The sequence below is a fragment of the Paenibacillus sp. FSL R5-0810 genome (assembly GCF_038002285.1).
Classification (GTDB): domain Bacteria; phylum Bacillota; class Bacilli; order Paenibacillales; family Paenibacillaceae; genus Paenibacillus_AQ; species Paenibacillus_AQ lactis.
The window spans coordinates 4,248,314-4,273,246 of the sequence record NZ_JBBOCF010000001.1 but is presented as its reverse complement, the minus strand read 5'-3'; the positions used below and the strand labels follow the sequence as shown (position 1 = coordinate 4,273,246).

Annotated in this window: 24 protein-coding genes; 12 read left to right on the top strand and 12 right to left on the bottom strand. The window is 53.9% G+C overall.

Features of this window, described 5'->3' with window-relative positions; translation table 11 throughout:
* Positions 1-92: 92 nt before the first annotated feature.
* From MKX76_RS18985 to MKX76_RS18965, 5 genes are all read right to left on the bottom strand, one after another.
* Positions 93-365, bottom strand: a complete 273-nt coding sequence (locus MKX76_RS18985) for a hypothetical protein (protein ID WP_007133055.1) — start codon at positions 363-365, stop codon at positions 93-95.
* Between the two features lie 35 nt (positions 366-400).
* Positions 401-1,675: a lipase family protein gene (locus MKX76_RS18980; RefSeq protein ID WP_341034448.1), complete on the bottom strand. Its 1,275-nt coding sequence runs from the start codon at positions 1,673-1,675 to the stop codon at positions 401-403.
* A 23-nt stretch (positions 1,676-1,698) separates the two neighbouring features.
* Complete coding sequence (locus MKX76_RS18975) at positions 1,699-1,995, bottom strand: hypothetical protein (RefSeq protein WP_028406127.1); 297 nt, start codon at positions 1,993-1,995, stop codon at positions 1,699-1,701.
* A 376-nt stretch (positions 1,996-2,371) separates the two neighbouring features.
* Positions 2,372-3,580, bottom strand: a complete 1,209-nt coding sequence (locus MKX76_RS18970; protein ID WP_341034447.1) for a Fe-Mn family superoxide dismutase — start codon at positions 3,578-3,580, stop codon at positions 2,372-2,374.
* 137 nt (positions 3,581-3,717) lie between these two features.
* On the bottom strand, positions 3,718-4,719 hold the full coding sequence (locus MKX76_RS18965; protein ID WP_341034446.1) for an alpha/beta fold hydrolase: 1,002 nt from the start codon (positions 4,717-4,719) through the stop codon (positions 3,718-3,720).
* 334 nt (positions 4,720-5,053) lie between these two features.
* Here MKX76_RS18965 and MKX76_RS18960 point away from each other — a divergent pair, with 334 nt between their 5' ends.
* Positions 5,054-5,794 carry an IclR family transcriptional regulator gene (locus MKX76_RS18960; protein WP_341034445.1) on the top strand — a complete coding sequence of 247 codons (741 nt, stop codon included), beginning with the start codon at positions 5,054-5,056 and terminating at the stop codon, positions 5,792-5,794.
* A 241-nt stretch (positions 5,795-6,035) separates the two neighbouring features.
* Here the strand turns inward: MKX76_RS18960 and MKX76_RS18955 are convergent, their stop codons facing one another.
* Positions 6,036-6,197: a hypothetical protein gene (locus MKX76_RS18955; RefSeq protein ID WP_007133049.1), complete on the bottom strand. Its 162-nt coding sequence runs from the start codon at positions 6,195-6,197 to the stop codon at positions 6,036-6,038.
* 184 nt (positions 6,198-6,381) lie between these two features.
* Complete coding sequence (gene acnA / locus MKX76_RS18950; protein WP_007133048.1) at positions 6,382-9,099, bottom strand: aconitate hydratase AcnA; 2,718 nt, start codon at positions 9,097-9,099, stop codon at positions 6,382-6,384.
* A 298-nt stretch (positions 9,100-9,397) separates the two neighbouring features.
* Between acnA and MKX76_RS18945 the strand changes: the two genes are divergently transcribed.
* The 8 genes from MKX76_RS18945 (at position 9,398) to MKX76_RS18910 (ending at position 16,502) form a co-directional block, all read left to right on the top strand.
* Entirely contained in the window at positions 9,398-10,420 is a 1,023-nt protein-coding gene (locus MKX76_RS18945) for an amidase domain-containing protein (protein ID WP_007133047.1), read from the top strand.
* Positions 10,421-10,466: 46 nt separating this feature from the next.
* On the top strand, positions 10,467-11,561 hold the full coding sequence (locus MKX76_RS18940; protein ID WP_007133046.1) for a D-alanine--D-alanine ligase: 1,095 nt from the start codon (positions 10,467-10,469) through the stop codon (positions 11,559-11,561).
* 97 nt (positions 11,562-11,658) lie between these two features.
* Positions 11,659-11,976, top strand: a complete 318-nt coding sequence (locus tag MKX76_RS18935) for a hypothetical protein (RefSeq protein WP_007133045.1) — start codon at positions 11,659-11,661, stop codon at positions 11,974-11,976.
* Positions 11,973-12,974, top strand: coding sequence for a UV DNA damage repair endonuclease UvsE (uvsE, locus tag MKX76_RS18930; RefSeq protein WP_341034444.1), 1,002 nt, complete (start codon positions 11,973-11,975; stop codon positions 12,972-12,974). The genes MKX76_RS18935 and uvsE overlap by 4 nt, the downstream gene beginning before the upstream one ends.
* Before the next feature lie 261 nt (positions 12,975-13,235).
* On the top strand, positions 13,236-14,099 hold the full coding sequence (locus MKX76_RS18925; protein ID WP_341034442.1) for an inositol monophosphatase family protein: 864 nt from the start codon (positions 13,236-13,238) through the stop codon (positions 14,097-14,099).
* Positions 14,100-14,305: 206 nt separating this feature from the next.
* Positions 14,306-14,599 carry a hypothetical protein gene (locus tag MKX76_RS18920; protein ID WP_007133042.1) on the top strand — a complete coding sequence of 98 codons (294 nt, stop codon included), beginning with the start codon at positions 14,306-14,308 and terminating at the stop codon, positions 14,597-14,599.
* 224 nt (positions 14,600-14,823) lie between these two features.
* On the top strand, positions 14,824-15,156 hold the full coding sequence (locus tag MKX76_RS18915) for a hypothetical protein (protein ID WP_007133041.1): 333 nt from the start codon (positions 14,824-14,826) through the stop codon (positions 15,154-15,156).
* Between the two features lie 86 nt (positions 15,157-15,242).
* The gene (locus MKX76_RS18910; RefSeq protein WP_341034441.1) at positions 15,243-16,502 is read left to right on the top strand and encodes a stalk domain-containing protein; all 1,260 of its coding nucleotides are present in this window, start codon (positions 15,243-15,245) and stop codon (positions 16,500-16,502) included.
* Between the two features lie 141 nt (positions 16,503-16,643).
* Here the strand turns inward: MKX76_RS18910 and MKX76_RS18905 are convergent, their stop codons facing one another.
* The 5 genes from MKX76_RS18905 to MKX76_RS18885 all read right to left on the bottom strand — a co-directional run bounded on the left by MKX76_RS18905 (position 16,644) and on the right by MKX76_RS18885 (position 22,043).
* Positions 16,644-17,501, bottom strand: a complete 858-nt coding sequence (locus MKX76_RS18905; protein ID WP_244152808.1) for a DUF4367 domain-containing protein — start codon at positions 17,499-17,501, stop codon at positions 16,644-16,646.
* Between the two features lie 76 nt (positions 17,502-17,577).
* On the bottom strand, positions 17,578-18,177 hold the full coding sequence (locus MKX76_RS18900; RefSeq protein ID WP_007133038.1) for an RNA polymerase sigma factor: 600 nt from the start codon (positions 18,175-18,177) through the stop codon (positions 17,578-17,580).
* 329 nt (positions 18,178-18,506) lie between these two features.
* Entirely contained in the window at positions 18,507-19,379 is an 873-nt protein-coding gene (locus tag MKX76_RS18895) for an aminoglycoside 6-adenylyltransferase (RefSeq protein WP_007133037.1), read from the bottom strand.
* A gap of 184 nt (positions 19,380-19,563) precedes the next feature.
* Positions 19,564-20,880, bottom strand: a complete 1,317-nt coding sequence (locus tag MKX76_RS18890; protein WP_007133036.1) for a glutamate-1-semialdehyde 2,1-aminomutase — start codon at positions 20,878-20,880, stop codon at positions 19,564-19,566.
* Between the two features lie 86 nt (positions 20,881-20,966).
* Positions 20,967-22,043: an LCP family protein gene (locus tag MKX76_RS18885; RefSeq protein ID WP_341034440.1), complete on the bottom strand. Its 1,077-nt coding sequence runs from the start codon at positions 22,041-22,043 to the stop codon at positions 20,967-20,969.
* A 141-nt stretch (positions 22,044-22,184) separates the two neighbouring features.
* Between MKX76_RS18885 and bcp the strand changes: the two genes are divergently transcribed.
* From bcp to MKX76_RS18870, 3 genes are all read left to right on the top strand, one after another.
* A complete protein-coding gene (bcp, locus tag MKX76_RS18880; RefSeq protein WP_007133034.1) occupies positions 22,185-22,655 on the top strand; it encodes a thioredoxin-dependent thiol peroxidase in 471 nt (156 codons plus the stop codon).
* A gap of 183 nt (positions 22,656-22,838) precedes the next feature.
* Positions 22,839-24,179, top strand: coding sequence for a polysaccharide deacetylase (locus MKX76_RS18875; protein WP_341034439.1), 1,341 nt, complete (start codon positions 22,839-22,841; stop codon positions 24,177-24,179).
* Positions 24,180-24,450: 271 nt separating this feature from the next.
* Positions 24,451-24,909 (top strand): DUF1641 domain-containing protein, encoded by a 459-nt coding sequence (locus MKX76_RS18870; RefSeq protein WP_007133032.1) that lies wholly within the window; start codon positions 24,451-24,453, stop codon positions 24,907-24,909.
* Positions 24,910-24,933: the final 24 nt, after the last annotated feature.

The following is a 24,933-nucleotide window of genomic DNA, read 5'->3' as shown; positions in this document are numbered from 1 at the left end:
TGGGGGATGCTCCGTTCTTTTAGATTCGGCAGATCCATGATTGCTCTATAGGGGATGTCTTGGCGCTTAAGGTTAAACAGCATCGCGGCCGGCTACCTTGAGCCATCCACCTGCTTCATATGCTGGACGTACCGGATCAGCTCCGCTTTCTGCAGCTCCAGCTCATGAATCCGCCTGGACATCTCACTGAAGAAGAGCTCGATCTGATCGCGCAGCACATTGGCCGATTGCCCCCTCCAATCCGAGAGGCGGGCGTACATCGCCCTTGCTTCCTGTTCATCCTGCCGAAAGAGGGCAAGCAGCCTGGACAGCTCGCGTTCAGCCTGAAGCAAGTCATCCAGCTCTAGCAATATTTCCTGACTCATCAATTGATCCCTCCAGAAGACTTGTAAATGGGCTGTTATCCGCTGCGATCCGTCTGTTCGAACAGATCCGCCTTGAACTTAATGTACTGGACCATGTCGGTCGTATGCTGTATATGCCACTGGCTCAACGACATAATCGAAGCATCCAGCTGCTGCACAATCGGCTGGAGCCGTCTGCTGTGGCTGGAATACATCGTTCTGGCAAGCCGCTGACGGATCCACTCCAGCTCGCTCTGGCTCTGCTGGGCATTGGCCCTCCACGTTTCCGCAACGCTGCGCAGCTCCGCGGGGGTCACCTCAATGGTGCCGGCTCCTGCCGATTGGCCCGCCATTGCGGCTGCTCCGGCTGCGCCCAGAAGCGAGCCGTGGATACCAGCCATCATTCCGTTCATCATCCCATGAAGCGATTGGAAGAGCCCGCTGTCCGAAGGAACTCGGGGTGAATCGACAGGCTTACCGGTTTCACCGTCATAGAGCGGGTTGGATATGTAACCATTCTCGAATTTATAGCGATCGAGCTGGTGGTAATTGGGCCCGCCGAAGGTGTTGCCGATCTTGTCCCACAGGCTGACCCCGTCGTTGGCATCCTCATAGTTGGAGTCGATGTAATAAGTCGATCCCACATGACCCTCATACCCGCCGAAGGTGCCGCTGGCAACGATATCGCCCGGGTGGGCAAAGTTAATGATCTGGGAATCAAACTCGCCGTTCTCGGCCATTCTCCGGGCTTCCGGGGAAAGGCTCCCAATGACGGAGGGGGCACTGAAGGTGACGGCGGGCAGGCCGGTATAAGCTGCCGCATACTGGGCGTTGGCGCCGCCAAGCGAGTGGCCGGTCAGCGTGAAGTTTAAGTCCGGGTGCTTCTCCTGCATTTCCCTGGCATAGTCTTCAGCCTGAAACATTTGGTTTGTGCCGAGGACATCGGCTTTTTTCATAAGGTTTCTGGATTGTTCACCGACCCAATCGTTCAGGCCTGTGATTCCCACAGCGTCCTCGAATTTGGTGATCTGCTCATCGAACGGCCTTTCGATTTCTACCTTTCTTCCAAGCTCTCCAAGGCCGATCCCAACATCATTTAGCAGGTCAGGACCGGAGGTGGATAACTCGGCTTCTCCCTCGGTTCCGCGGTAAGCGATGACAGCCTCACCGGTCTGCCGGTTCACGAACGTAACGGCATCGAATCCCGAAACGGCATGGCTCTTCGTATCCTCCAGCACTTCCCAATCGGGCAGATCCTCGATCTGTGCGCCTTCCTTTAAGTCCTTATAAGCTAACCGTGATAACGTGTTATACGTTTCATCATCGACCATGACGCTTCCTCCATAATTGAAGTTTACTTCTTCTTATTGGCTTCAATGACTTCTTTCAGCTCCGGGCTCATGACAAAGTTCTTGGTTTCAAACGTCTTGTAGTTCACCGAAATGTTGAACGTCTGATCTTTATGCCCTTTGACGTGGCCCTCGACATCGATCTCATCCGCTACATAGGAAGGCATCTTCTTCTGACCTGTAACTTCGACCTCCAGGCCGTATTGATCCTTGAAAAATTGAATGGCGGTCTCCTTCGTTTGGGCCATGAGCTGATCCTCGCTCGCCGCAATCTCCGGATCGCCGGATTTACCGGATTTCATGCTTTGGCATCCTCCTATCATGAACGTGGCTAAAATAAAACAAATGAACAGGATCTTCCATCCGGAACGCATATCCATTCTCGTTTCATCCCTTCAGTAGACTCTTTGATCCTCATACCCATGCTTAGTCCCAGTAAAATGCTTACTGTATTATCATAGACTGGGAGACTGCAGCAAACAACGTATTAAATAACCAGAAACATGGTAATAAAGTCCTGTCGGGCCCGGTTCGGCAATACCTGATGTTGAGCTTTCCAGATTAGATAGAAGAAGATAAAAGCCCTCCCTAAGCCTCGGTTACGAAGCAAGGAGGGCGGACTCTGATAGCAGTCTCAATTTGACGGGCTGCCATGAAGCGGTTAGGATCGGTTCATCATTAAAACGGCTTCCATTTCAGCTTGCTTGCATGCTTGAACCGCTCGGCCACTTCGGGCCAGTACACGACGTTCCACCAATCCCTGATGTAGTCTTTACGCTTGCTTTGATGCTTCAAGTAATAGGCATGCTCCCATACATCGAGAGCGAGGAGAGGAACCACATCCCACTGGGAGAGGTTCTGATGCTTCTCGGCCTGTAATATTTCCAGACGATGGCTGCGCGGGCTCCAGACAAGGATGGCCCAGCCGCCGCCTTCCACCTTCTCAGCCGCCTCGCTAAAATGCTTCTTGAACCGTTCAAAGCTGCCAAAATCCTTCTTGATCTGCTGGGCAAGCTCTCCCTCTGGCATGCCGCCGCCCTTCGGGTTCATGATGCTCCAGAAAAGGGTATGCAGGTAATGTCCGGCGCCGTGGAAGGCGAGCTCACGCTCCCAATGCTTCACAAGCTCGAAGTTGCCGCTCTTGCGCGCTTCCTCAAGCTTTTTCTCGGCTTTGTTCAACCCGTCCACATAGCTCTGGTGGTGAACATCGTGATGGACCCGCATCGTCGCTTCATCGATATGCGGCTCGAGGGCGCTGTACGGGTACGGAAGCGGAGGGAGGCGGTGGCCGCCGATCGGGACCGGCTTGCTGCCCGAATCCGCTAAGCCGTGGATCGCGGCCTCGTGCCCAGCGGAGGCTGATGAAGCCGATGAAGCTGGTTCTTCCCGTTCTTCCTGTTTTTCTCGAGGCTCCCTATTTTCCGCTGGGGGCGCTGCCGCTTCTTCCATGAACCGTTCCACCGCTCCTGGAGAATTCAAAGTGTCCAGAACGCCAAGGAAGTACTCCGATTCGCGGATGATATGAAGCAATACCGTCTCCGCAAGCGGCACGGTTCGAACGGCAGGGCTGTTATCCTTCATGCCTTCCAGCTGGCGGATGAATTCCCTGGACTGCTCGAAGGAGACGCGCAGCAGATGCTCGACCTGTGCGATGACCTCGGGCGATGGCGGCCCCGGATGGCGGAGAACATATTGCAGCAGGACATCGGCGGCTTTTTGCGTATGATCGAATACGACGGCCCACTGGTCCAAAACGTTCACGTAGGGCTCCTCAAGCCCCGGAACAATCGCTTTAATGACATCCGTATGCTCCATCTCCTGGAGCTTCCAGAAGGCGATCTCCTCCAGAATACGGGCCGGCAGCTTCGCGCCGTAAATATATAACATCGATTTCCCTCCCCATATAGCATTCACCATAGTCACTATATTCCGGGACGGGCTTGTATTATGTAAGGCAATATAAAAACCCCCGCTGCCGGTTCCGGCAGCAGGGGAGAAGGTCATCCACTATAAAGGTACAGCACTTATTGGGCTTGCAGCCCTTCCCGGCCCTCGAGCTTGCCAAGGAAGGTGGAGACTCTGCGCAGATACTCTTTCGGATGCTCTCGGAAGATAAGCTCGTGGTGCGCATCCTTCACAATCCATGAATCGGAATCTTCATGGGTCTGGTTTGCGGCGATTTTCTCGGCGATCGGGTAAGGCGCCTTATCGTCCCTTGTTCCGTGGATGAACAGGATCGGGAACGGATAATCATGCTTTTTTACCTCGTTATAAGGGATTTGATCGAGACTCGTTCCATTCAGCACCGGGAAGAGCAGCTCCAGAATTTCCAAGGAAGGATGCCTTGGAAGATCAATCTGGTTGTGAATATTGTGATAAAGCGTGTCCGGCTCCAGCAAAAAGGTGCTGTCCAGAATCATCGCGTCAACATCCTTCGTCTCGAGCCCCGCCTGTAATGCGGTGCCCGCGCCCATCGAGAACCCCCAGACGACAATCTGCTTCGCGCCGCGGTGCTTCACATGTTCAATCGCGCCTAGCAGCTGGCGCTTCTCCTCCTTACCGCCGGTAGCTGCCTCCTTGCTGGTTTGGGATGCAAAGCCATAGTCGAACATCAGCACATTATAATTCATGCTGTGCGCGTAATGAGCGATATCATACATCGGCACCCAGGTCTCCTCACGATTGGCTCCATATCCATGGCTGAGCACAATCGTCTTATCGGAATGATCCGCAGGGATATACCAGCCGTTCATATTTCGTTTGCCGTCAATGGAATGGAAGGTGACGCTCTCGTAATCCATTTCCTTGGCAAGCTTCGGATTGGAGTAAAGGGGAGCCACCGTCGGATTCGACAGCACCCAGGCAATATAGGCGTGCAGCGCTATAAAGCAGAAGATAAGGAAAAAGACGACGGATAAAATCAAAGCTAGCAAAATATGCTTGAACCGTACCAAGCCTGTAGAAAGCTCGGCCGGGGCGTCATTGACTTGGGAGAGTGGGGCATTACGACCAGTTACCATGCTCATGGATGGCCCCTCCTTACCATAGTTTTATTGCGCGAAAGTGAAAAACGCTGATTTTTTATAATAATCGTATGCCGGGATGCCTATTATGTCAATGTAAATCGAAAGTTTGTTAGATGAGGATTTGGCAAAAATCCAAAGGGCGACCCTCAATCAGCAATAGATAGCAAAACCGTTTTATTCATCTATATATTGTACCCGGGAGCCGATGGAACCGAATTTTACAAAATCCCGCGATAATTGTAAAGCTGGCAAATGGTTTACTTCTGCCGTAATTTTTCATATAATTCTTGTAACCAGGTTTCATGTGATGAAACAGGAGAGGAGCAGGTCGGGGATGGAAGACCGCAAATTAACTGTACGTGCCGTTGAAAGGGCTCTTGATATATTAATATGCTTTACGAAGAACAGTGAGCTCGCTCTGACCGAGATTTCTTCGCTGATCGGGTTGCACAAGAGCACGGTTCACCGCCTGCTGGCAACGCTGGAAGACAAGGGATTCGTGGTGCGGAATCCGGAGACGGAGAAATACAGGCTGGGTCTGAAAATATGGGAGCTGTCCATGCACTTGTCACAGAGCGATGACCCGGCCATTCGGCTGCTGCCGGCAATGGAGGAGCTGCGGGATCGGCTTGGCGAAACTGTAAGCCTGTATCTGCGGGACGGTGCGGAGCGTTTGCGCATTCAGGCGGTACAGAGCAACCAGGCCATCCGGCGGGTCGCCCAGGTAGGCGTGAGGCTGCCGCTGTCCGTCGGCGCTTCAAGCAAGGTTCTGGTTGCGTTTGCGCCGCCGGAGGATCAGGAGGAGCTGCTGAATGCACCGGATTGGCCCGAGTCGGTAGACCGTGAGACGTATCGGAAGCAGCTGGCCGAAATATTGCAGAAGGGCTATGCGATCAGTATCGAGGAGCGCGAGCCGGGGGCGGCAGCGGTATCGGTGCCGATCTTCGACCGTTACGGCAAGGCGGCAGCGGCGCTTTCGATGTCGGGGCCGGTCACCCGCTTGTCAGCCGAGAAGCTGCGCGAGTATGCGCCTGTGCTGAAGGAAGCGGCTCGGGAGATGGGAATGATGATGTGATGGCTGCCCAGGAATCTTAAGCCGTACGCATATCGTTCAAGGGACGAAGGATTCGTCCCGAGTGTGAAAGTGAACAGGAAACAGTACCGCCTGTGCGCTAAAAAAGGAGATGACCCGGACTAGATCCGGTGCATCTCCTTTTTTAGTTCCAAGCTCCAAGCGATGGATATTCATGTTTGCGCTTTCTATTATGTAGACGTTGGCAGTATACGTTCATGGACGCACAAATCAGGCCTGGTGATCAACGTTTCGCTTGGTGTCCTTTCGTCGCCTCTCTCATTTTCTGATTCAAGATCTCTTGAAAGGTAGCCGTCTTGGCATTCGTTGTTGCTTTAGGCGCAACCATTGGCTGCGGGCGTTGATATTGATGGTGGAACGGGGTCATCGTATGGATTTTGATCATCGGTACAAACCTCCTGGATCACTCGAGTATCCGCAATGTTTGTACCCATTAACCTTCCCGGCTCTATTTGAAACGGGACTTCCAATAAACAGGAATATGGTACTGCAAATATGAAAATCCCCATCTTCCGAGACCGAAAGATGGGGATTTGTTCCTGAGACTTAAGTGCCTTTAGAGAGAGGTGTTACTGGTTCGATGCGATCATTTGACGAAGCACCGTTTGGAGGATACCGCCGTTATGGTAGTAGTCCACGTCGACCATGCTGTCAAGACGAGCGATTACCGGGAACTCGAACTTGGTCCCGTCTTCGCGAGTAGCGACAACGGTCAATTCCTGACCCGGCTTCACATCATTGCTAAGGCCGATAATATCGAACGTCTCGCGTCCGTTCAGACCAAGGCTCTTCCAGCCGTGTCCTTCTTGGAACTGGAGCGGAAGTACGCCCATGCCCACAAGATTGGAGCGGTGGATCCGTTCAAAGCTTTCGGCCAGAACGGCTTTGACGCCGAGGAGGTAGGTACCTTTAGCCGCCCAGTCGCGGGAGCTTCCCGTACCGTATTCCTTACCGGCGATAACGATCAGGTTCTGTCCGCCGGCTTGATAGTTCATCGAAGCGTCATAGATGGACATGACTTCGTCCGTAGGCAGGTACGTGGTCACGCCGCCCTCGGTGCCAGGAGCTACCTGGTTGCGGATGCGGATGTTGGCGAACGTTCCGCGCATCATGACTTCATGGTTACCGCGGCGGGAGCCGTAGGAGTTGAAGTCTTTGCGCTCAACGCCACGCTCGCTCAGGTATTTGCCTGCCGGGCTGTTCGTTGCAATGTTGCCCGCCGGCGAAATATGGTCCGTCGTAACGGAGTCGCCCAAGAGAGCAAGCACGCGCGCTTCCTTGATGTCCTGAATGTCGCTCAGGCCATTGCCCAGGCCTTCGAAGAACGGCGGATTTTGAATGTACGTCGATTGATCGTCCCACTCATACAGCTCGCCTTCCGGCACAGGGATCTTGTTCCAGCGCTCGTTGGCTGTAAATACGTTCTCGTATTTCTTGCGGAAAGCATCCGCGCTGACGGACAAGCCGATCGCTTCGCGAATTTCGGCGCTCGTTGGCCAGATATCCTTCAAATATACCGGCTCGTTGTTTGGATCGTAGCCGATCGGATCGTTCTGAAGGTCGATATTAACCGTTCCTGCAAGCGCGTAAGCCACAACAAGCGGCGGAGAAGCCAGGTAGTTGGCTTTAACCTGAGCGTGCACGCGGCCTTCGAAGTTCCGGTTACCGGACAGTACGGCCGCAACCGTCATGTCATTGTCGGCGATCGCTTCGCTGACTTCGTCAGGCAGCGGACCGGAGTTACCGATACATGTTGCACAGCCGTAGCCTGCTACATAGAAGCCGAGGGATTCCAAGTAGTGCAGGAGACCGGCTTTCTCCAGATAGTCGGTTACGACCAGGGAGCCTGGAGTCAAGCTGCTCTTCACATAGCCAGGCTTCTTGAGGCCGCGTTCCACGGCTTTCTTCGCCAGCAGGCCTGCGCCGAGCATAACGCTTGGGTTGGAGGTGTTCGTACAGCTTGTGATAGCCGCGATGACAACCGCACCGGTTCCCATTTCGCTTGTGGAGCCGTCTTTATGCTTAACGGTAACGGTCTGCTCGATCTTCTCGTCGCTGAGGCCGTATCCGCCCTTGTCGATCGGCGTACGGATAATATCGTTGAAGTTCTGCTTCATTGCAGTCAGCTCGATACGGTCTTGCGGACGCTTCGGACCGGCAAGGCTCGGCACGACGGAAGCGAGGTCGAGCTCGATCACGTCGGAGAACTCAGGGTCCGGCGTATCGGCCGTACGGAACATGTTCTGCGCTTTGTAGTAGCTCTCAACGAGTGCAACCTGCTCATCGGTACGACCGGTGTTGCGGAGATAAGCAAGCGTCTCGTCGTCAACAGGGAAGAAGCCGATGGTTGCGCCGTATTCCGGAGCCATGTTGGCTACGGTTGCACGGTCAGCCAAGCTGATGTTGGCGAGGCCAGGGCCGTAGAACTCCACGAATTTGCCGACAACGCCTTTTTTACGGAGAAGCTCGGTGACGGTAAGGGCAAGGTCGGTTGCCGTTGCGCCTTCGGCCAGGCTGCCCGTCAATTTGAAGCCGATAACTTCAGGCGTTACGAAATAGAGCGGCTGGCCGAGCATGCCGGCTTCCGCCTCGATGCCGCCGACGCCCCAGCCTACGACGCCAAGACCGTTGATCATGGTCGTATGGGAGTCGGTGCCGACGAGGGAATCCGGGAATACGAGCGTTTCGCCGTCTACCGTCTTCGTGGCCGCTACGGAAGCCAGGTATTCCAGGTTAACCTGGTGAACGATACCTGTTCCAGGAGGAACCGCACGGAAGTTATTGAAAGCGGTTTGAGCCCAGCGGAGGAAGCGGTAGCGCTCTTCGTTGCGCTCAAACTCGACTTTCATGTTATATTCAAGAGCTTGGTCCGTACCGAAAGCATCAACCATAACGGAGTGGTCGATAACGAGGTCAACCGGTACGAGCGGGTTGATCTGCTTCGGATCTCCGCCGGCTTTCTTAACGGTGTCGCGCATAGCTGCAAGATCGACGACAACCGGTACTCCGGTGAAGTCCTGCAGTACGATGCGTGCAGGGATGAACGGAATTTCCTTGTTGTTGTCACGTCCTTCGTTCCATTTGGACAACAGCTTTACATGATCTTCTGTAATGGCGCGTCCGTCGAATTGGCGAACGGCGGCCTCAAGCAGCACCCGAATCGAGAACGGAAGCTTGGACACGCTGCCGTATCCTTGCTCTTCGAGCGCCTGCAGGCTGAAATAACGATAGTTTTTACCGCCCACCTCGAGGTTGCGCGAGATGGAGAATTGATCCTTTACTGGCATACCTGAACCTCCTTGAGTCATTTCTGAGTTCAACTGTCAGTTGTTTCACTAGATGAAACCCAATTTCATAATTCACACACTCTAAGTATAACGATTTCAAGCCGCTACGTAAAGCATTTTTTATAGAAGAAAAGTATTTCAAAACGGTGAAAATCCGCCTGTTTTCAGCGTCCCTGCAAGCGTCTGCCGAAGCGGTCATGGAGGGCTGTTCTTGGAGCGGGTTCATAGCCCGCTTCCTTGCTTCATATAGTTGTGATAGGGAACCGTGCGTTAGGCCAGGTTAGAGGAGGAGAGAGGTATGAGCAGTCTGCAGCAAGCGGAGAAGCCTTGGAAGCAAAGCTTATATATTTATGTCAATCAATACAACCAAAACCGGGTCGACTATTCTTCAGGCCTGAAAGAGCAAATTGTAGCGGATTTGAATTACTTGGTAGAGAGAGGCGAGAGGCAGTTCCGGCTCCAAGCATGGTACGAAGAACGGGAGGTTGTGCCGCTCAAGAGCGAAACCCGGGCCCGGCTTCAGCGCATCCTAAGGGAGACGGAGGATGACGTCGTTGCCGACGTCAGGCTCAGCAGCGTCTTTTATTATGAAAAAAGAGGGATGACGCATCGGGAGGATATCGTTACGCGCGAGCGCCTTACCCTGATCCGCGACGGCGACGCCTGGCTGATCGTCGGCATCGAGCGGCTGGAGGACGAACGCCATCCGCTGCAGCAGGCTGGGAACCTGAGTGCAGACCCGTCTGCGGCCGGGCGCGAGCCTTCGCTTCCGTTCATGAACGGACGTGTGTATGCGGCGGGAATGAGCCCGAGATCGGGCCGCTACGAGCGGGAGGCAGCCGCAGCTTATGCGGACCGCTGGTGGGATTCGGGAAATCCAGAGTTCGCCGAATTCGATGTGGATTGCACGAATTATATATCCCAGTGCCTCTTTGCAGGCAAAGCCCCAATCCACTATACTGGTAAAAGAGAATCGGGATGGTGGTACAAGGGATATGTGGGCGGCCGAGAATGGTGGAGCTACAGCTGGGCGGTTTCGAACAGCTTTGCGAATTACTTGTACACCAGCACGACGGGTCTGCGGGGCGAATTGGTCGAACGGCCGGAGCAGCTTATGCTCGGCGATGTGATCGTGTACGACTGGGACGGCGACGGCGCCTTCCAGCACAGCACGATCGTCACGGCGTTTGACGCAGGCGGCATGCCGCTGGTGAATGCCCATACGGTGTCCAGTCGCCACCGGTACTGGGACTATCGCGATTCGTATGCGTGGAATGACAAGACCAAGTACCGGTTCTATCATATCCCCGATTATTTTTAAGGCGTGCGCGCATCATGCTGCAAAACGTACAAGAGAGAGGTTATTCATGGGACAGGATAAATTAACGGTCGGCTTGGTATACGGAGGGAAATCGGGGGAGCATGAGGTGTCGCTGTCGACAGCCTTCGCCGTCATGAACGCTTTTGATTTCGACAAATATGATATCATGCCATTTTATATTTCGAAGCAGGGAGCATGGAGGATCGGCACGAAGCTGACGGCGCCGTTCTCCGATCAGGAGGAGCTCAAGCTCGCCGAGGGGGAAGGCACCCGTACCGCGCTGAATGCGGTGTTCAGCAGACTGTACGGAAGTGAAGAGCCGGTAGTTGACATCATGTTTCCGCTGCTGCACGGAACGTTCGGTGAGGACGGAACGATTCAGGGACTGTTCGAAATGGCGGATATTCCTTATGTCGGAACCGGGGTGCTTGCCTCTGCTGCAGGCATGGATAAAGTCGTCATGAAAAAGCTGTTCGCCCAGGCGGGACTGCCGCAATGCGAATACTGCAGCTTCACCAGATCCCAGTGGGAGCGCAATCAGCATGAGCTGCTTCAAGGGATTGAGGACAAACTGGGCTTCCCGAGCTTCGTCAAGCCGGCCAATCTGGGCTCCAGCGTCGGCATATCCAAAGCGAAGGACCGGGAGCAGCTGAAAGCCGCGATTGAAACCGCGCTTCGCTTCGACAACAAGATCATTGTTGAAGAATTCGTGGATGCCCGCGAGGTGGAGGTCAGCGTACTCGGTAACGATGAACCGATGGCTTCGGTCCCGGGTGAAATCGTCTCTTCGAGTGAATACTATGACTACGCGGCAAAATATATCAGCGGACAGTCCAAGATGCAGATCCCTGCCGATATCGATCCGGATACGGCCGACCGGCTGCGCGAGCTGGCCATATCGGCCTTCAAGGCGATCGAGGGCAGCGGCATCACCCGCGCGGACTTCTTCCTCCGCCGTTCGGACGGCGCGATTCTGATCAATGAGGTCAATACGATGCCGGGCTTTACGCCGTTCAGCATGTATCCGCTCTTGTGGCGGGAGACGGGCATGTCTTACCGCGAGCTGCTTGACCGGATGATCGAGCTCGGCCTGGAGCGCTACAACCGCAAACAGGCGTTGATTTACGAGAATCAGGCTTAAGACTTACAATCGGATATGAATAGCCAGGGGGAGTCCGCGAACAACTGATCACGGCTCCCCTTGAGTCTAATATTTAAGCAGGAAAGGAAGAGGTCTTATGGGATTTCAAACCGAGTTTAACTCCGTCTGCAAGTTTAAGAGCGAGCAAGAGCTCTACGAGCTGCTGGAATACGGACGAGGCAAAATGCTGAAGGACGGCCTTCGTGTGTTTCCGACAGGACAGAAGGTGATTGCCTACACGCCGGATAACCGAGCGGTAGCCATCGTGCTGATTACGGCATGCGTATCCGAGATCAATTTCCAAGGACGCGAAGTCACTTCGGTCGAGCTGCAGCTGATCCGCAAGCTGACGGATGAGGAATCCCGCGTCCAGACGGCGCTGGCTCACGAAATGTTCTTCGGGGACCATGCATGATCGTAAGATTCGGATATGTAGCCATGTCCACGGTCGTTCAGAATGCTTCTCCCTCCAAGACCATGACGATGAAGAGTTTTCTGAAGCTGAATGACCGCGAGGCCGGCATCCATAAGCTGGAGCGGATCGCGAATGAAAATCTTCATAATACGCTTCGCCTGCTGAAGCACAACGCAGCGCATGATATTATGGTGTACCGCTTTTCCTCCAAGCTGATTCCGCTGGCAACCCATAACGATATGCGGGACTGGGATCCGTTCCCTGCCTTGCAGGAAGGTTTTCGGGCGATCGGAGACTACGTGAAAAAGCACGGCATGAGGGTATCCTTCCATCCGGACCATTTTACGGTGCTCAGTACGCCCAGGCCTGAGGTGCTCGCTAGTTCCATACGCGACTTGAACGCACATGTCGATATGCTTGAAGCGATGGGGCTGCCGGCCGCGATGAAAAACAACATCCATATCGGAGGCGCTTATGGGGACAAGCCATCGGCGGCCTCCCGGTTCATCGAGCACTTTCATGAACTTGACCAGCGTATCAAGGAGCGTCTGACGCTGGAGAACGATGATAAGACCTTTACGGCACAGGAGACGCTGGCGGTATCCAAAGCGACGGGGGTTCCGATGGTGCTCGACATTCACCACCAATGGGTGAACAATGACGGCGAAGCGCCATGGGAGCTGTGGCCTGAGATCTTTCGCACTTGGGAGACGCCGCTCGCCCAGGCCGGGTCGGATCCCGGGCAGCCGCTGCCCCCGAAGATCCATGTATCCAGTCCGAAAAGCCCGGCGGACATCCGCAGCCATGCCGATGGGGTGGACGTGGTGCCGCTGCTGGCCTTTTTACGGAACATTGCAGGAGAAACGCCGCGGGTGGATGTCATGATCGAGGCGAAGATGAAGGACGGCGCTCTGTTCGGGCTCATGAAGGAGCTGGCAGAGTATAAGAATGAGGGCGTCACGATCTTGGGCGGGGCCTCTGTGGAGATCCATCCATAGAACGAGTAGAACGAGCGGACGGTCCTCTTGCATCCGGAGGGATTTTAAGGTACGGTGAAAGTGGAAGATAGAGGATGATTCCCATGACATACACGCAGAAAAGTTCGTTCTCGCCAAGCATTCACTGCTCCGCAAGGAACGGACTTTTGTTGAAATAGGCGAAATTTTGAGAAACGCTGCCCGCTCCTGTTTCGTAATACCGGAATAGGATAAAGGGATGTTAACAATCAATAGATTGATATAGAAAGTAGAGTGAGCGCTTTGAACGAGAATGACAAGACTCCTTATGTAGTCAGCAGTAAGAGTTACACTGCCGTTGCGATTAATTGTGCCGCGAAGGCGGGGGAGTGGATTAAGAGCAGACTCGGATCCGTGAAACAGCTCAGCACCAAGACATCGCCTCAAGATATTGTCACGGAAGTGGACAAAGGGGCCGAGCAGATGATCCGGAAGCTGATTCTCACTCACTTCCCGGACCACGCGATTCTAGGAGAGGAAGGGGTTGAGCCTGGGGCCGAAGCTGCCGCACGGGCGCTGAAGGCGGCCCAGGAAGAGGAGTATCTCTGGATTATCGACCCGGTTGACGGGACGACGAATTACGTCCATGGTTTCCCGTTCTATTCCGTCTCCATCGCGCTAGCCCATCGCGGAGAAGTGATCGTCGGGGTGATTTACGATCCTTCGCGGGACGAATTGTTTGTGGCCGAGAAGGGAAAAGGGGCCTATGTGCACGGCAATCCTACGTATGTATCCAAGGAGAGCCAGCTGTCGGAGAGCTTGCTTGCGACCGGATTCCCGATTGACAGCAAGGTTAATCTGCCGCTGAACATGGCCGAGCTTCACGCCCTCTTGCCGAGGGTGCGCAATGTAAGAGCCGGGGGCTCCGCCGCCCTTCATCTGGCGTATGTTGCCGCCGGACGCTTAAGCGGATACTGGGAGCACGGGCTGAGCGCCTGGGATATCGCCGCAGGGGCCCTGCTGGTTCAGGAGTCCGGCGGAGCGGTGACGGACACCGATGGCCGTCCGTTCGATCTGTCCGTACGGAATATAGCGGCGACCAACGGCTTGATCCACCAAGGCTTGCTGGATACGCTGAAGGAAGCGGGCGAGGGCTCCGTTCGTTAAGACTGACTTGGCCTAAGCAATATGCAGAAGGTCAGATGGAAATCACGAAAGGCCGGATAAGATACCGGCGGTTGAGGGTAATGTAAGATAGAAGGTATCAAGGATGAAGGTGGCAGCGTCTACAACAGCTTGAGTAAAGTGCGAGTTCAAAAAGTCGGTTTTTCAGGCGAATTTTTGAACAACCTCTTAAAGGAGTTATGCGTGAGATGAATGAGAAATCAGATCAGGATTTGGAACGCCGGCTTAGCGAGATGTTGACCGAAGGCGAGATGGAGAGGAAGGATCGGGAGCAGGAGGAGCGCCGTCAGGTCTCTCCGAAATACGAGATCCGGATTCAGACCCAGCTCGACCCCATCGTGGAAGAAACACTGAAATACCGTAGCATCGCGAAGGAAATCGATGGCCGTTACGACAAATACATGGAGCAGGCAGGCAAAAGCAACGAGCCGAAGGCCGAGCTGGAGAAGGGCCGCAAGGAGCAAGGGGATGCGTCCTCTTGATGAATGGAGTCAGGCTCTGCCCGGTTAGAGGCCGTGAATACGGCAAGCAACTGCATAAGCATTACAGGAATGGACAGCGCGATTAAGGAGGCTGTCCATTTTCTTTTTTTTGTATACCGTTCTTAGTAGCGGAACTTCGGAGGGCATAAAGCACACGCGTTTTCTGCAGGAGCAAAAAAGCAGATATGTATTCAAGGACAGGATTATAGTGAGGAGGCATGAAGATGAGAGGGCTGCGGACGTTTCATATTGCGGGTGCCGTATCGGGCATCGGCTCCATGCTGTTGTGGTGCATCCTTATATTTTTCAATCCGTATACGGATACGGTGAATGCAGATGCGGCACGGAACACCTTTCTCATGCTCTTTCTACCTGGTGTGATCGCACTGATCTCGCTGTTCGGACCGTGGAAACCGTTAATGCTGATTGCCTTCTTATGGTCGGTGCTGCCGAGTCTGTACTTGGCTGGAACTCCGGGCATCTTCGCGTTGTTCGGCGTAACGTCCGCAGGTTATTTAATTGCTTACCTGCTCATGAAAAGAAATGGGAAGGGATAGTTCTGCAAGGGAGGGCTTTGTACCCAATCAGGGACGCAGGTGGTAAAATAAGGAGGGTATCGAATAAATCTAGGGAGAGTGAAGGCATGTTCAAACAATGGAAGAAGAGGCTGGCAGCGGTAACAGGATTTCTGATGCTGGCCGTAACGCTGCTTGGCCCGGGTGCAGCCACGGTGTTTGCCGATGGGGGCAGCGTAAAGGAGGATACTACATACCAAATTGTAGCGCTGGGAGACTCGCTCACGGTCGGTTATGAGCCGGGAGTGGATTTGAACAAGCTGTATGGTTTCGTCGAACGTTTATATGAACAAGGGCTTTTCTACGGAAGAACCGAAGTGACGAATCTAGGGATAGCCGGATTGAAGACGGACGGACTGGACCATTACCTCCAGGCTATCGTTGATGGACGTTCTCTAACAGCCGAGGAGCTGCAGCCTGGGCTGGCGGACCCGCGCGCGAAGCAGATCGGAGCGGACGCACCCAAAGCGAAAGCCGCAATCGCCGAAGCGGATCTGATTACCATTACCATCGGCGGCAATGATATGATGAGCCTGGTCGGCACGATCGACAAGCTGAGTGAGGAGCAGCTCGCAGCCAAGCTGCAGGAGCTGTTTGCACAGTACACCGAGAACGTCACCGCCGTCATCGGTAATCTGCGGCTGCTGAATCCGGATGCGACCATCGTCATCGCGGACCAGTATAATCCGATCCCTAAACTGGCGGGCGAGGCTGCTTATGCGAAGCTGCTGGAAGCGGCCGGCCATTTCACCAAGCTCGTGGATGACATCGCTGCGAGCTTCGCGAACCAAGGCGCGGATATCAAGGTAGCGCATGTAGCGGAAGCCTTCGTGGGATCTGAGATTACGATGACGCATATCCTTAAGGATGATATCCATCCGAACCAATACGGTTACGAGACGATGGCAACCGTATTTGCGGAGACGATCTGGGGCAGCTATAAGCAGCCGCCGGTGCAGGAGCAGGGTCAGCCGATGCGGATCGTCGTCAAGGGACAGGAGCTCACTACGCCGTACAAACCGATTCTTCGCGACAATATGAACTACGTGGCGATTCAAGATATCGTTAATGCGGTGGGGGCAACGACGAAGTGGGAGAATAAAACCTCAAGCGTCACCATCACATACGGCGATAAAACGGTTGTAGTCACGATCGGCAAGAAGTTTGTGAAAGTAAACGGCACGAACGTTCCGATCGATACGCCTGCTTTTCTGCATAAGGTAGGCAAGGAAGACAAGACCTATGTTCCGCTTGCCGTCATTGCATCGGGTCTTGGCTTTGATGTTCAGTACAGCGCCAAACAGCGTACCGCATTCATTAATTTATAAATGCATCCGCCCTAAGATAAGGTTGATCATAGCTGCGGAACCAAAGAGAGACGCCGATTTGGCGCCTCTCTTTTCCTTTTTCAAATTCTCCGTTTAATTGTCTATGATTTTAAAGCGTCAAGTGATATATGAGCCGGCTGCTCACTTGGAAGCCGCCTTCGGAATGATCGTTTCGGCGATACGGATCAGTTCCTCGGCTGGGACATCTCCCTCCATGGAGCTGAGCGTATACAAGTAGTGGTGTCCGGTACTTGGATCCTCATAAGCCCAGTCCAGCTGCGTCGTGCTTCCATCGTTCCATGTTTTTTGCAGGACGTCCTGCCCGTTGATCTCGATCTTCCGGTTGATCATGTCCATATTCTCGTCCCAGTAAGAGGTCACGCTGCCGTGGTCTCCGTTATTCAGAATCGTCAGGGCGATCTCCTTGCTGCCGCTGGTGTAATAAACCGTCGACAGCCAGAAATTGTCCGTAAACTGTATCGGCATCAGGGCGTAATCCTTGCCCGAAGACTTGGCTTTCGTAAGCAGTTTCTTCGCGATGTCGGCCTTTTCCTGCTCGGTCAGCGGCTTTGCGTCAGTCTCGCGCTCCATGTGCACGCTGGCATTATTGAACATATATTTGTCCGAGGCGGAAGCGGAGATCTCCTTGGCCAGCGGTACGCCGGGCACGTTCACCATGCTTGTCAGCTTATCGAAATCCTTGACGGCATGCGGAGTGGATTTGATATCGATGACGTGGTTCGGATTATTCGGCACAATATAAATGGCGGCTGCTTCGCCCGGCTTGATTTGCTCATCCCAGACGGTATTCATAAGATGGATGCGATCCAGTTCCTCTTTGGAATAATCCTTAAGCGGAGGAGACACTGCGCTCGATTTCTCCTCATAGACGACTTCTCCCTTGCCGTTGGTTAAAGAATGGTACTTGACAGCTGCGAAGCCGGTCGATGCGGTAAGCAGCATGCCGGCGATCAAGAGAATGCTTACTTTGTTTTTCACGAACAATCGCTCCTTTTGAATATGTTCTTCCCGAATTTGGCGCATAACGCGTTTCTGGAGGGCGGCTCCGGGCGGCTCAACCCTTTGAAAGAGTGGTTTCAGGTCTTTGTCGCTGTCCATGCTCATTCGTTTCCTCCCCCTCTGCCATGGCGTAATGTTTGCGGAACTTGGCGGCGGCCCGCTCGAACTTTTTCCTGAGATAGGTCGTGCTTTGTTGCAAAATAAGGCTGATCTCGTGATAGCTCTTGTCCTCGACGCAGCGCAGGATGAGCAGGCTTCGTTCCTCGGCGGTCAGCCTGGCCAGCGCCCGGAGCACGGACGGATTGTAGTACTTGTGCTCGATGACCTGATCGACATGCCGGTTATCCTGGTCTTTCTGGTATAGAAAGGGGAGGTACCGATACAGCTTGCGTTTCCGCAGCAAGTCGATGCATTGGTTGCAGGCGATGCGGTAAAGCCAGGCCTCGAAGGGCTTGTCCGTTTCATATTTGGACAAGTGGCGGTACGCCTTCAAGAAAACCTCCTGGGTGCAATCCTCGGCTTCGGCATAATCGCCAAGCATGTGGTAGCAGTAATTGAAGATGGCTTTGTTGCAGCGGTTCATGATCAGCTCGTATTGGTCGATCTCTCCCTTCAAAACATCAGCAACGATCTGATGGAATGCTGGTTCATCCAAGTGGTTTCACCCCTTTACAATCTGTATTACGTATCAGCATGGTGCTAATGTGACAAACAGGCTCTCTCAGAACTTCCCGAGTTTTCCTTTGCAGGAGAACGGCTTGGATCAATATGAGGCCCCGGCAGATGGAGCGAAGGTCTGAAGTGAGGCTAGGGGGAAAACAGGGAGCGTACAAAATAAAAGAGAGACGCCGCGAATGGCGTCTCTCTTTGCTGCTTCCCATAGCCTTGGGAGCCGGGTTAAACGGGTCCCCGGTCTGCCCTGGCCGAGAGCGGCTGCCTTATCCTATTACCCGAATTACGGGCATAGCAGCTTCCCGCATGATTTTAATAGATTTCCTTCGCATCCCGCGGCAGCTGGCGGACATGGTGCAGGAAGCCGGTAACGCGCCCGTCCTGTCCCATGTCATACGTGTAGCCCAGCTGCTCGCCGACGTACAGCGCCGTCTTCCGGAAAAGTGCTCCGGCGGCGAAGAGGGCGTCCCAGACCTCGTCATAGGTTCCCCCGGCGTAGGTATCCATTAGCTCGTTCCAGCTGTCCTCGGGCAAGTATCGCTTCAGATACTTGGCATTCTTGCCAACGCTAAGCGAGAAGCCGGTCAGAACCCCGGCCTGCCATTCCAGCATTTTGATCAGCATCGGCCGAACGATATTGTTCAGGTGATCCTGGGCATACAGAATTTCCTCTCTCCACAAGCCCTTGGCTACATAAGTGGTGACCCACCAGAATTCGTTGCTGCAGTCCGCAAAGAATTCGGCGGACGGACGTTTGACGCGATAGTCCTCATCCGACGGCTCCGGTATTTCGGGAAACGTCCCGTCTTTGTCCATAAGCACCTTGATCAGCTTGTCATGCTGGCTGTAGGATTCCTTTTCCTCGATGGGAATCAGGGTCATGTCGATCCGGTTCCCGTCCGTAAACAGCATCAGATAGGAGAACCAGTTCCCCAGATCAGGAGGGAACATCGCCATATCTTCGGGCGTTTGCAAAATGATGCGTTCCCCGAAGACGTCAATCCAGCCCGGGTCTTGAATGAAGCTGTCCATGTCGGTGACGTGGAAGCTGATATCATAGTCCTGAAATACATCCTTCGGCACATTAGGGTTCGTTCTTGAGCCTTCCAGGGTCACGGCGCGAACACGTTCATCGCGCTTAGCCACACCCAGAATCAAATCCATCATTTCTTGCTCGCTTCTCATCGTTGTTCCCGCCTTTCGTTTTCATTGGAATGGGTCAATCTTATGAACCGTTAAGGCAGGAGGTCCGCGGATGCGAACCGTGGAAGCGGGATATGGACACGCAGCATGTTATAACTTGTTCAGCAGCTTCTTCATATTCCGGTTCCCCTTTCCAGGATTTACCCTACATGAAATATCAATGCCATTAACCTTTCATGGCTTGAAATGAAGCCTCTGCGGCTTCCAATGTTGCATCGATGTCCGCTTCCGTATGGGCAGTCGTCATAAACCAGGCCTCGTATTTAGAAGGGGCCAGATTAATGCCGCGGTCCAGCATATGGCGGAAGAAGGAAGCGAAGGCCTCGCCGTCCGTATCCTGGGCTTCATCATAGTTGGTCACCGGATGATCGCAGAAATGAGTGGAGAAGGAGCCGCGAATCCGGTTGATCGTGAGCGGAATGCCATGGCGGTCCGCCGAGCTCTTCAGCCCTTCGGTCAGCTTGATCGTCAGACGCTCCATTTCCTCATACACGCCTTCGCCTTGCAGCACCTCCAAACAGGCGATCCCTGCGGCGATCGACGCCGGATTGCCGGCCATCGTTCCTGCTTGATATGCAGGTCCGAGCGGGGCAACCTGCTCCATAACGTGCTTCCGGCCGCCGTAAGCGCCGATCGGAAGACCGCCGCCAATGATTTTGCCGAGCGCGGTCAGATCCGGCTGAATGGCTTCGTGATTCGCCAGACCTGCGTATGTCTGGGAAGAGCCGTAGTGGAAGCGGAAGGCGCTGATGACCTCGTCATAGATGACGAGCGAGCCGTTATCATGGGCCAACCGGCACAGTCCTTCCAGGAAGCCTGGCTTTGGCATTACCATGCCGAAATTGCCGACAATCGGTTCGACCATCACCGCGGCCACGTCATCACCCCATTGCTCCAAGGCGTCACGCAGGCTGTCAAGATCGTTAAACGGAACCGTAATGACCTCGTGGGCAATGCTTGTCGGAATTCCGGCGCTGTCCGGAATGCCGAGCGTGGAAGGTCCTGATCCTGCGGCGACAAGCACGAGGTCGGAGTGGCCGTGGTAGCAGCCGGCGAACTTGATGATTTTATTGCGCTTCGTATATGCGCGTGCAACGCGGATCGTCGTCATGACGGCCTCAGTGCCGGAATTGACGAAGCGCACCTTGTCCAAGGAAGGGATGGCATCCTTCAGCATTTTGGCAAGCTTGATTTCAAGCTCGGTCGGCGTCCCGTACAGCGTGCCGTTCTGGGCTGCCGCCGTAATGGCGGCCGTAATGTGCGGATGGGCATGGCCGGTAATAATCGGTCCATAGGCCGCCAAGTAATCGATGTAGCGATTGCCGTCTTCATCCCAGAAATAGGCGCCGCTTGCGCGTTTCATGAAGACGGGGGCGCCGCCGCCGACCGCTTTGAATGAGCGGGAGGGGCTGTTGACGCCGCCGACGATATGCTGAAGAGCTTCCTGGTATAAGGCTTCGGAACGGGTTCTGGATGTGTTCATCGTGTAAAAACTTCCTTTCTTCATGAAGCAGGACAGGCCGCCAAGATTCCAAGCTGCCTGTCCTGCATGCTGTATAGTGTGCTAAGTTAGTTGCGGTCTGTCTCTGTGGATGTAGACGTGGACGTCGATGCAGAAGGATTACTTTCTTTGCCGGCAGGATCGCTCTCCTTGCCTTCGCTTTGGCCTTCCTCGGTCTCCGGGTCAGGATCCGGCGGGCTCATGATATCCTGAATGTACTGCTTTAAGGTGTCCGGATTGCCGACCGTCAAGACAGCTGCACCGCCGATCGTTTCTTCCTTCAGCAGCTTCATCGGAGGGACCTGCTCGCTGCCGCTCATGCTGCTCTTGTATGCGACGGTGGCCAGCTTCCACATGTCTTCGACCTCGAGATTCGTGTCGATGTAAGGGCTGACGGATTTCAAAATATCCGGCAGCTTCATAATGGACGTGGTCGTCTGCATTTTCTTGGCGACCGCCTTAATCAGCTCGCGCTGCCGCTCGGTACGGGTAAAGTCGCCCATAGCGTCGTAACGGAAACGGACGTATTGGAGCGCGGCGTTGCCGTCCAGATGCTGCATGCCTTCCTTCAGATTGATGTCATATTCATTCTTGTCCGCTTTGCTGGAATAATTCATATCCTTCTCAACGTAAAAATCAACGCCGCCGACGGAATCCACCAGCTTGATAAATCCTTGGAAGTCGGTGTAGACATAGTATTGGATCGGGATGCCGAGCAGATCGCCGACCGCCTTCATCGCGGTATTGGGACCATGGGTGATCGCCGTGTTGATCCGGTTCCGGTCATGTCCGGGTATGTCCGTGTACGTATCGCGCAGAATAGAGAACAGGTACATTTTTTTCTTAACCGGGTCGATGGAGGCTACCATCATGCTGTCCGAGCGGGGGATTTCCCCTTCCTCGAAGCCGCGGGCATCGACGCCCATCAGCAGGATATTCACCGGCTCGGTGCCTTCCCATTCCGGAGGCGCAGGGACTTTGGCATCCACCTTCTCAATTTCATGGAACGGAGAGGATTCACCGCTTTTGTTCAAGCTTTGCAGGCCGTCATAGAATGAAACTGCATAATAAGTGCTGTAGGCGATGACAGCCGCAAGTACGATACATATGCTCCATATAATCGTCTTCTTTGTTTTTTTGGTCATTGTGTTCTTCCTTTCGGATTGCGCTGGTGAATAAAATCGATAGAACATTTGAACATTCGACATTCACTCTATTATAATTTTTTTCGAAAAGACAATCAATTTTACGGGTCTAAGGTCCCGTTCAGCAGGAGGAGCTTAATCGTGAAACCATCACATGTTGAAGTAGGGAGCCCGGTCCCTGATTTTACCCTCCCGGCTTCAAGCGGAGAGAATGTATCCTTGAGCGACTTTCGCGGACGCAAGGTCGTGCTGTTTTTTTATCCGAAAAATATGACGCCCACGTGCACTGAGGAGGCCTGCAGCTTCCGCGATCACTACGGCGCACTGAAGGAAGCGGGGGCGGTCGTCATCGGCATCAGTCCCGATCCGCTGAAATCCCATGCCAAATTTATCGATAAGCATAGCCTGCCCTATTTGCTTCTTGCTGATGAAGAGCATAAGGTAAGCGAGCTGTTCGGGGTGTGGCAGTTGAAGACGATGTTTGGCCGCGAGTACATGGGGATCGTGCGCTCCACCTTCCTGATCGACGAGAAGGGGAGGCTCGCCCGCGAATGGCGCAAGGTCAAGGTGAAGGGCCATGTGGAAGCGGTCCTCGAAGCTGTGCTGTCATAAGCTATATGAAGATTTGCCCCTCCGCATGCCTGGACAGGCTTGCCGCCAGGGGCTATTTTTGTTCACCCGTCCTTCTCTCGCAATTCTCGCTAAAATATATATCGGCTGATAGTCTTTTTTCGAAAATACCTCCATATAATCTAGCAGAAAGCCGAACTCATAGAAATGATGGAGGTAGAAATCATGAATATTGTAGCGAGAGTTGCATCCATTGCCTTGTTTTTTGGTGTGTTGGCGTTACTGATAACGGTCTGGGCCGGATTTCCCGGGGGAGAAACGAAGCCGGACGATATGAAGGTATATATGGAGCAGGCGCTGCTGGCTCCGGCATCCGCCACGGGGGTTCAGACGAAGGCGCTGTTAGGCCAAAGCGGTGAAACGCAAATCAAGCAAGCGGTTTACACAGCGGCAGCAGGCAAGCAAGCCGCATCCGCTGCAGCAGCGCAAGCCCAGATCCCGAAAGCTGACCCGAAAGCTGAGAAGAAGGTCTATCTTACCTTTGACGACGGTCCTTCGGATTTGACGCTGGAGGTGCTGGACATATTGCATAAGGAAGGCATTAAGGGAACGTTCTTTGTGCTTGGGGAGCAGGCTGAAGCCCGTCCGGAAATTATCAACCGCATATATGAGGAAGGACACACGATCGGCAATCATACATATGATCATCGTTATGACAAGCTTTACGGTCATTTTCAAGATTTCTGGGCGCAGATCAAGAAGACGGAGGAGCTGATCCGCTTGATTACAGGCGAACGTCCGCAGCTCGTCAGGGCGCCGGGCGGGACAGCCGGACACTTTGACCAGTCGTACTTCGACCTGATGGAGCAGGGGGGATATCGCGTATTCGATTGGAATGTCGACAGCGGGGATTCGAAACGCCGGGGGGTTCCGGCCAAGGATATCGTAAAAGGCGCAACGGCAAAGGTCAGCGGCAGCGAGGCGATCGTGCTGCTGCATGACAGCAAGGGCCATGAGGAGAGCGTGAAGGCACTGCCGGAGATCATCGGTTATTACAAAAAGCAGGGCTATGCGTTCGATGTGCTTACGCCGGAGATGCAGCCGGTCCAGTTCAAGGCGCAGCAAGGCGCGGTTAAGGCCTCGCAGCCTTCCCGGCAATGGATCAAGGATCATGTTCTGGCCAATGCCAAACTATTCGAAACGGGCCGAACGCTTGCGGTCGAGTTTGGGGCCATGGAGACTGCATTCGAGCCGGGCGAGTATAAAATGGAGGACGGGCGCTTGATGGTTCCTCTGCGCGCCTTGTCCGAGCGGCTCGGGGGGACGGTCTCCTGGAAGGCTCACAGCAAGACCGTCAGCGTGGCCCTCGGAGGGAAACGTTGGGAAGCGGACCCGCTCAGACGCTCGATAAGTCCGGCTGAAACTTGGGGGAGGCCGCTGCCCTCCGATGTGCGCCTGATCGGCGGCACGGCTTGGATTCCGCTCCGTGACGCCCTTGCTGCATCCGGGCACCCTGTTACAAGAGTGACATATAAAGATGCGGAAATTCGGATCATAACTTTGTAGTCGGAATTTGTATTTTATGTTTGTAATTATGCTGCACAAGTTATAGACTAGTACTTAGAGATAATAATCACAATCCCTGAGAACGTTATTCGTAAAGGAGGGGGGAGCCATCCCCCTGCCTTTATTTTGGCGCGAGTGAGTCACCTTGAAGTTCACACTTTATGTCAGTGATGCATAATAGATACCGGTTATCCCGAAATTAAAGCTAACCGGTTCGATCGTCGCCAAGTTCATCTTGGGAGTTCACTTAAAGAAAAGGAGGCAATTCTCTATGACAGAAACATCTAACCCGCAACCGTCCGAAACGCCGGATAACGTTGCAGGAAACCAGGCCAGCCGTCCTGATGTGCTGCTCGAACAATTGCTAAAGCCTGAGGTACAGGAATCGCTGACTACGCTCGTGGATAACCTGCCTAAGCTTACGGAAATGCTCACATTCTTCACGAAGGCTTATGATTTCGGCAAGTCCGTAGCTACTGATCCGGTGCTGGCGGAAGACACCATGGCTTCTCTCGCTGGATTCACGAAGCCTGTTACCGACAAGGCAAAAGCAATTGCGTCTGCCGCAATCGAAGCCGGCGACCGTATTCATGCCCAGGGTGATCATGCGCAAATCGGCGTATTCGGTCTGATGAAAATGCTGAAGGATCCTCAAGTTCAAAAGGGTCTTCGCTATGCTCAGGCTTTTCTTGACGTTCTGAACGAGCGCGACCAACAGAACAAGCGTTAATTCCATATATCTTAAGAAGAACGG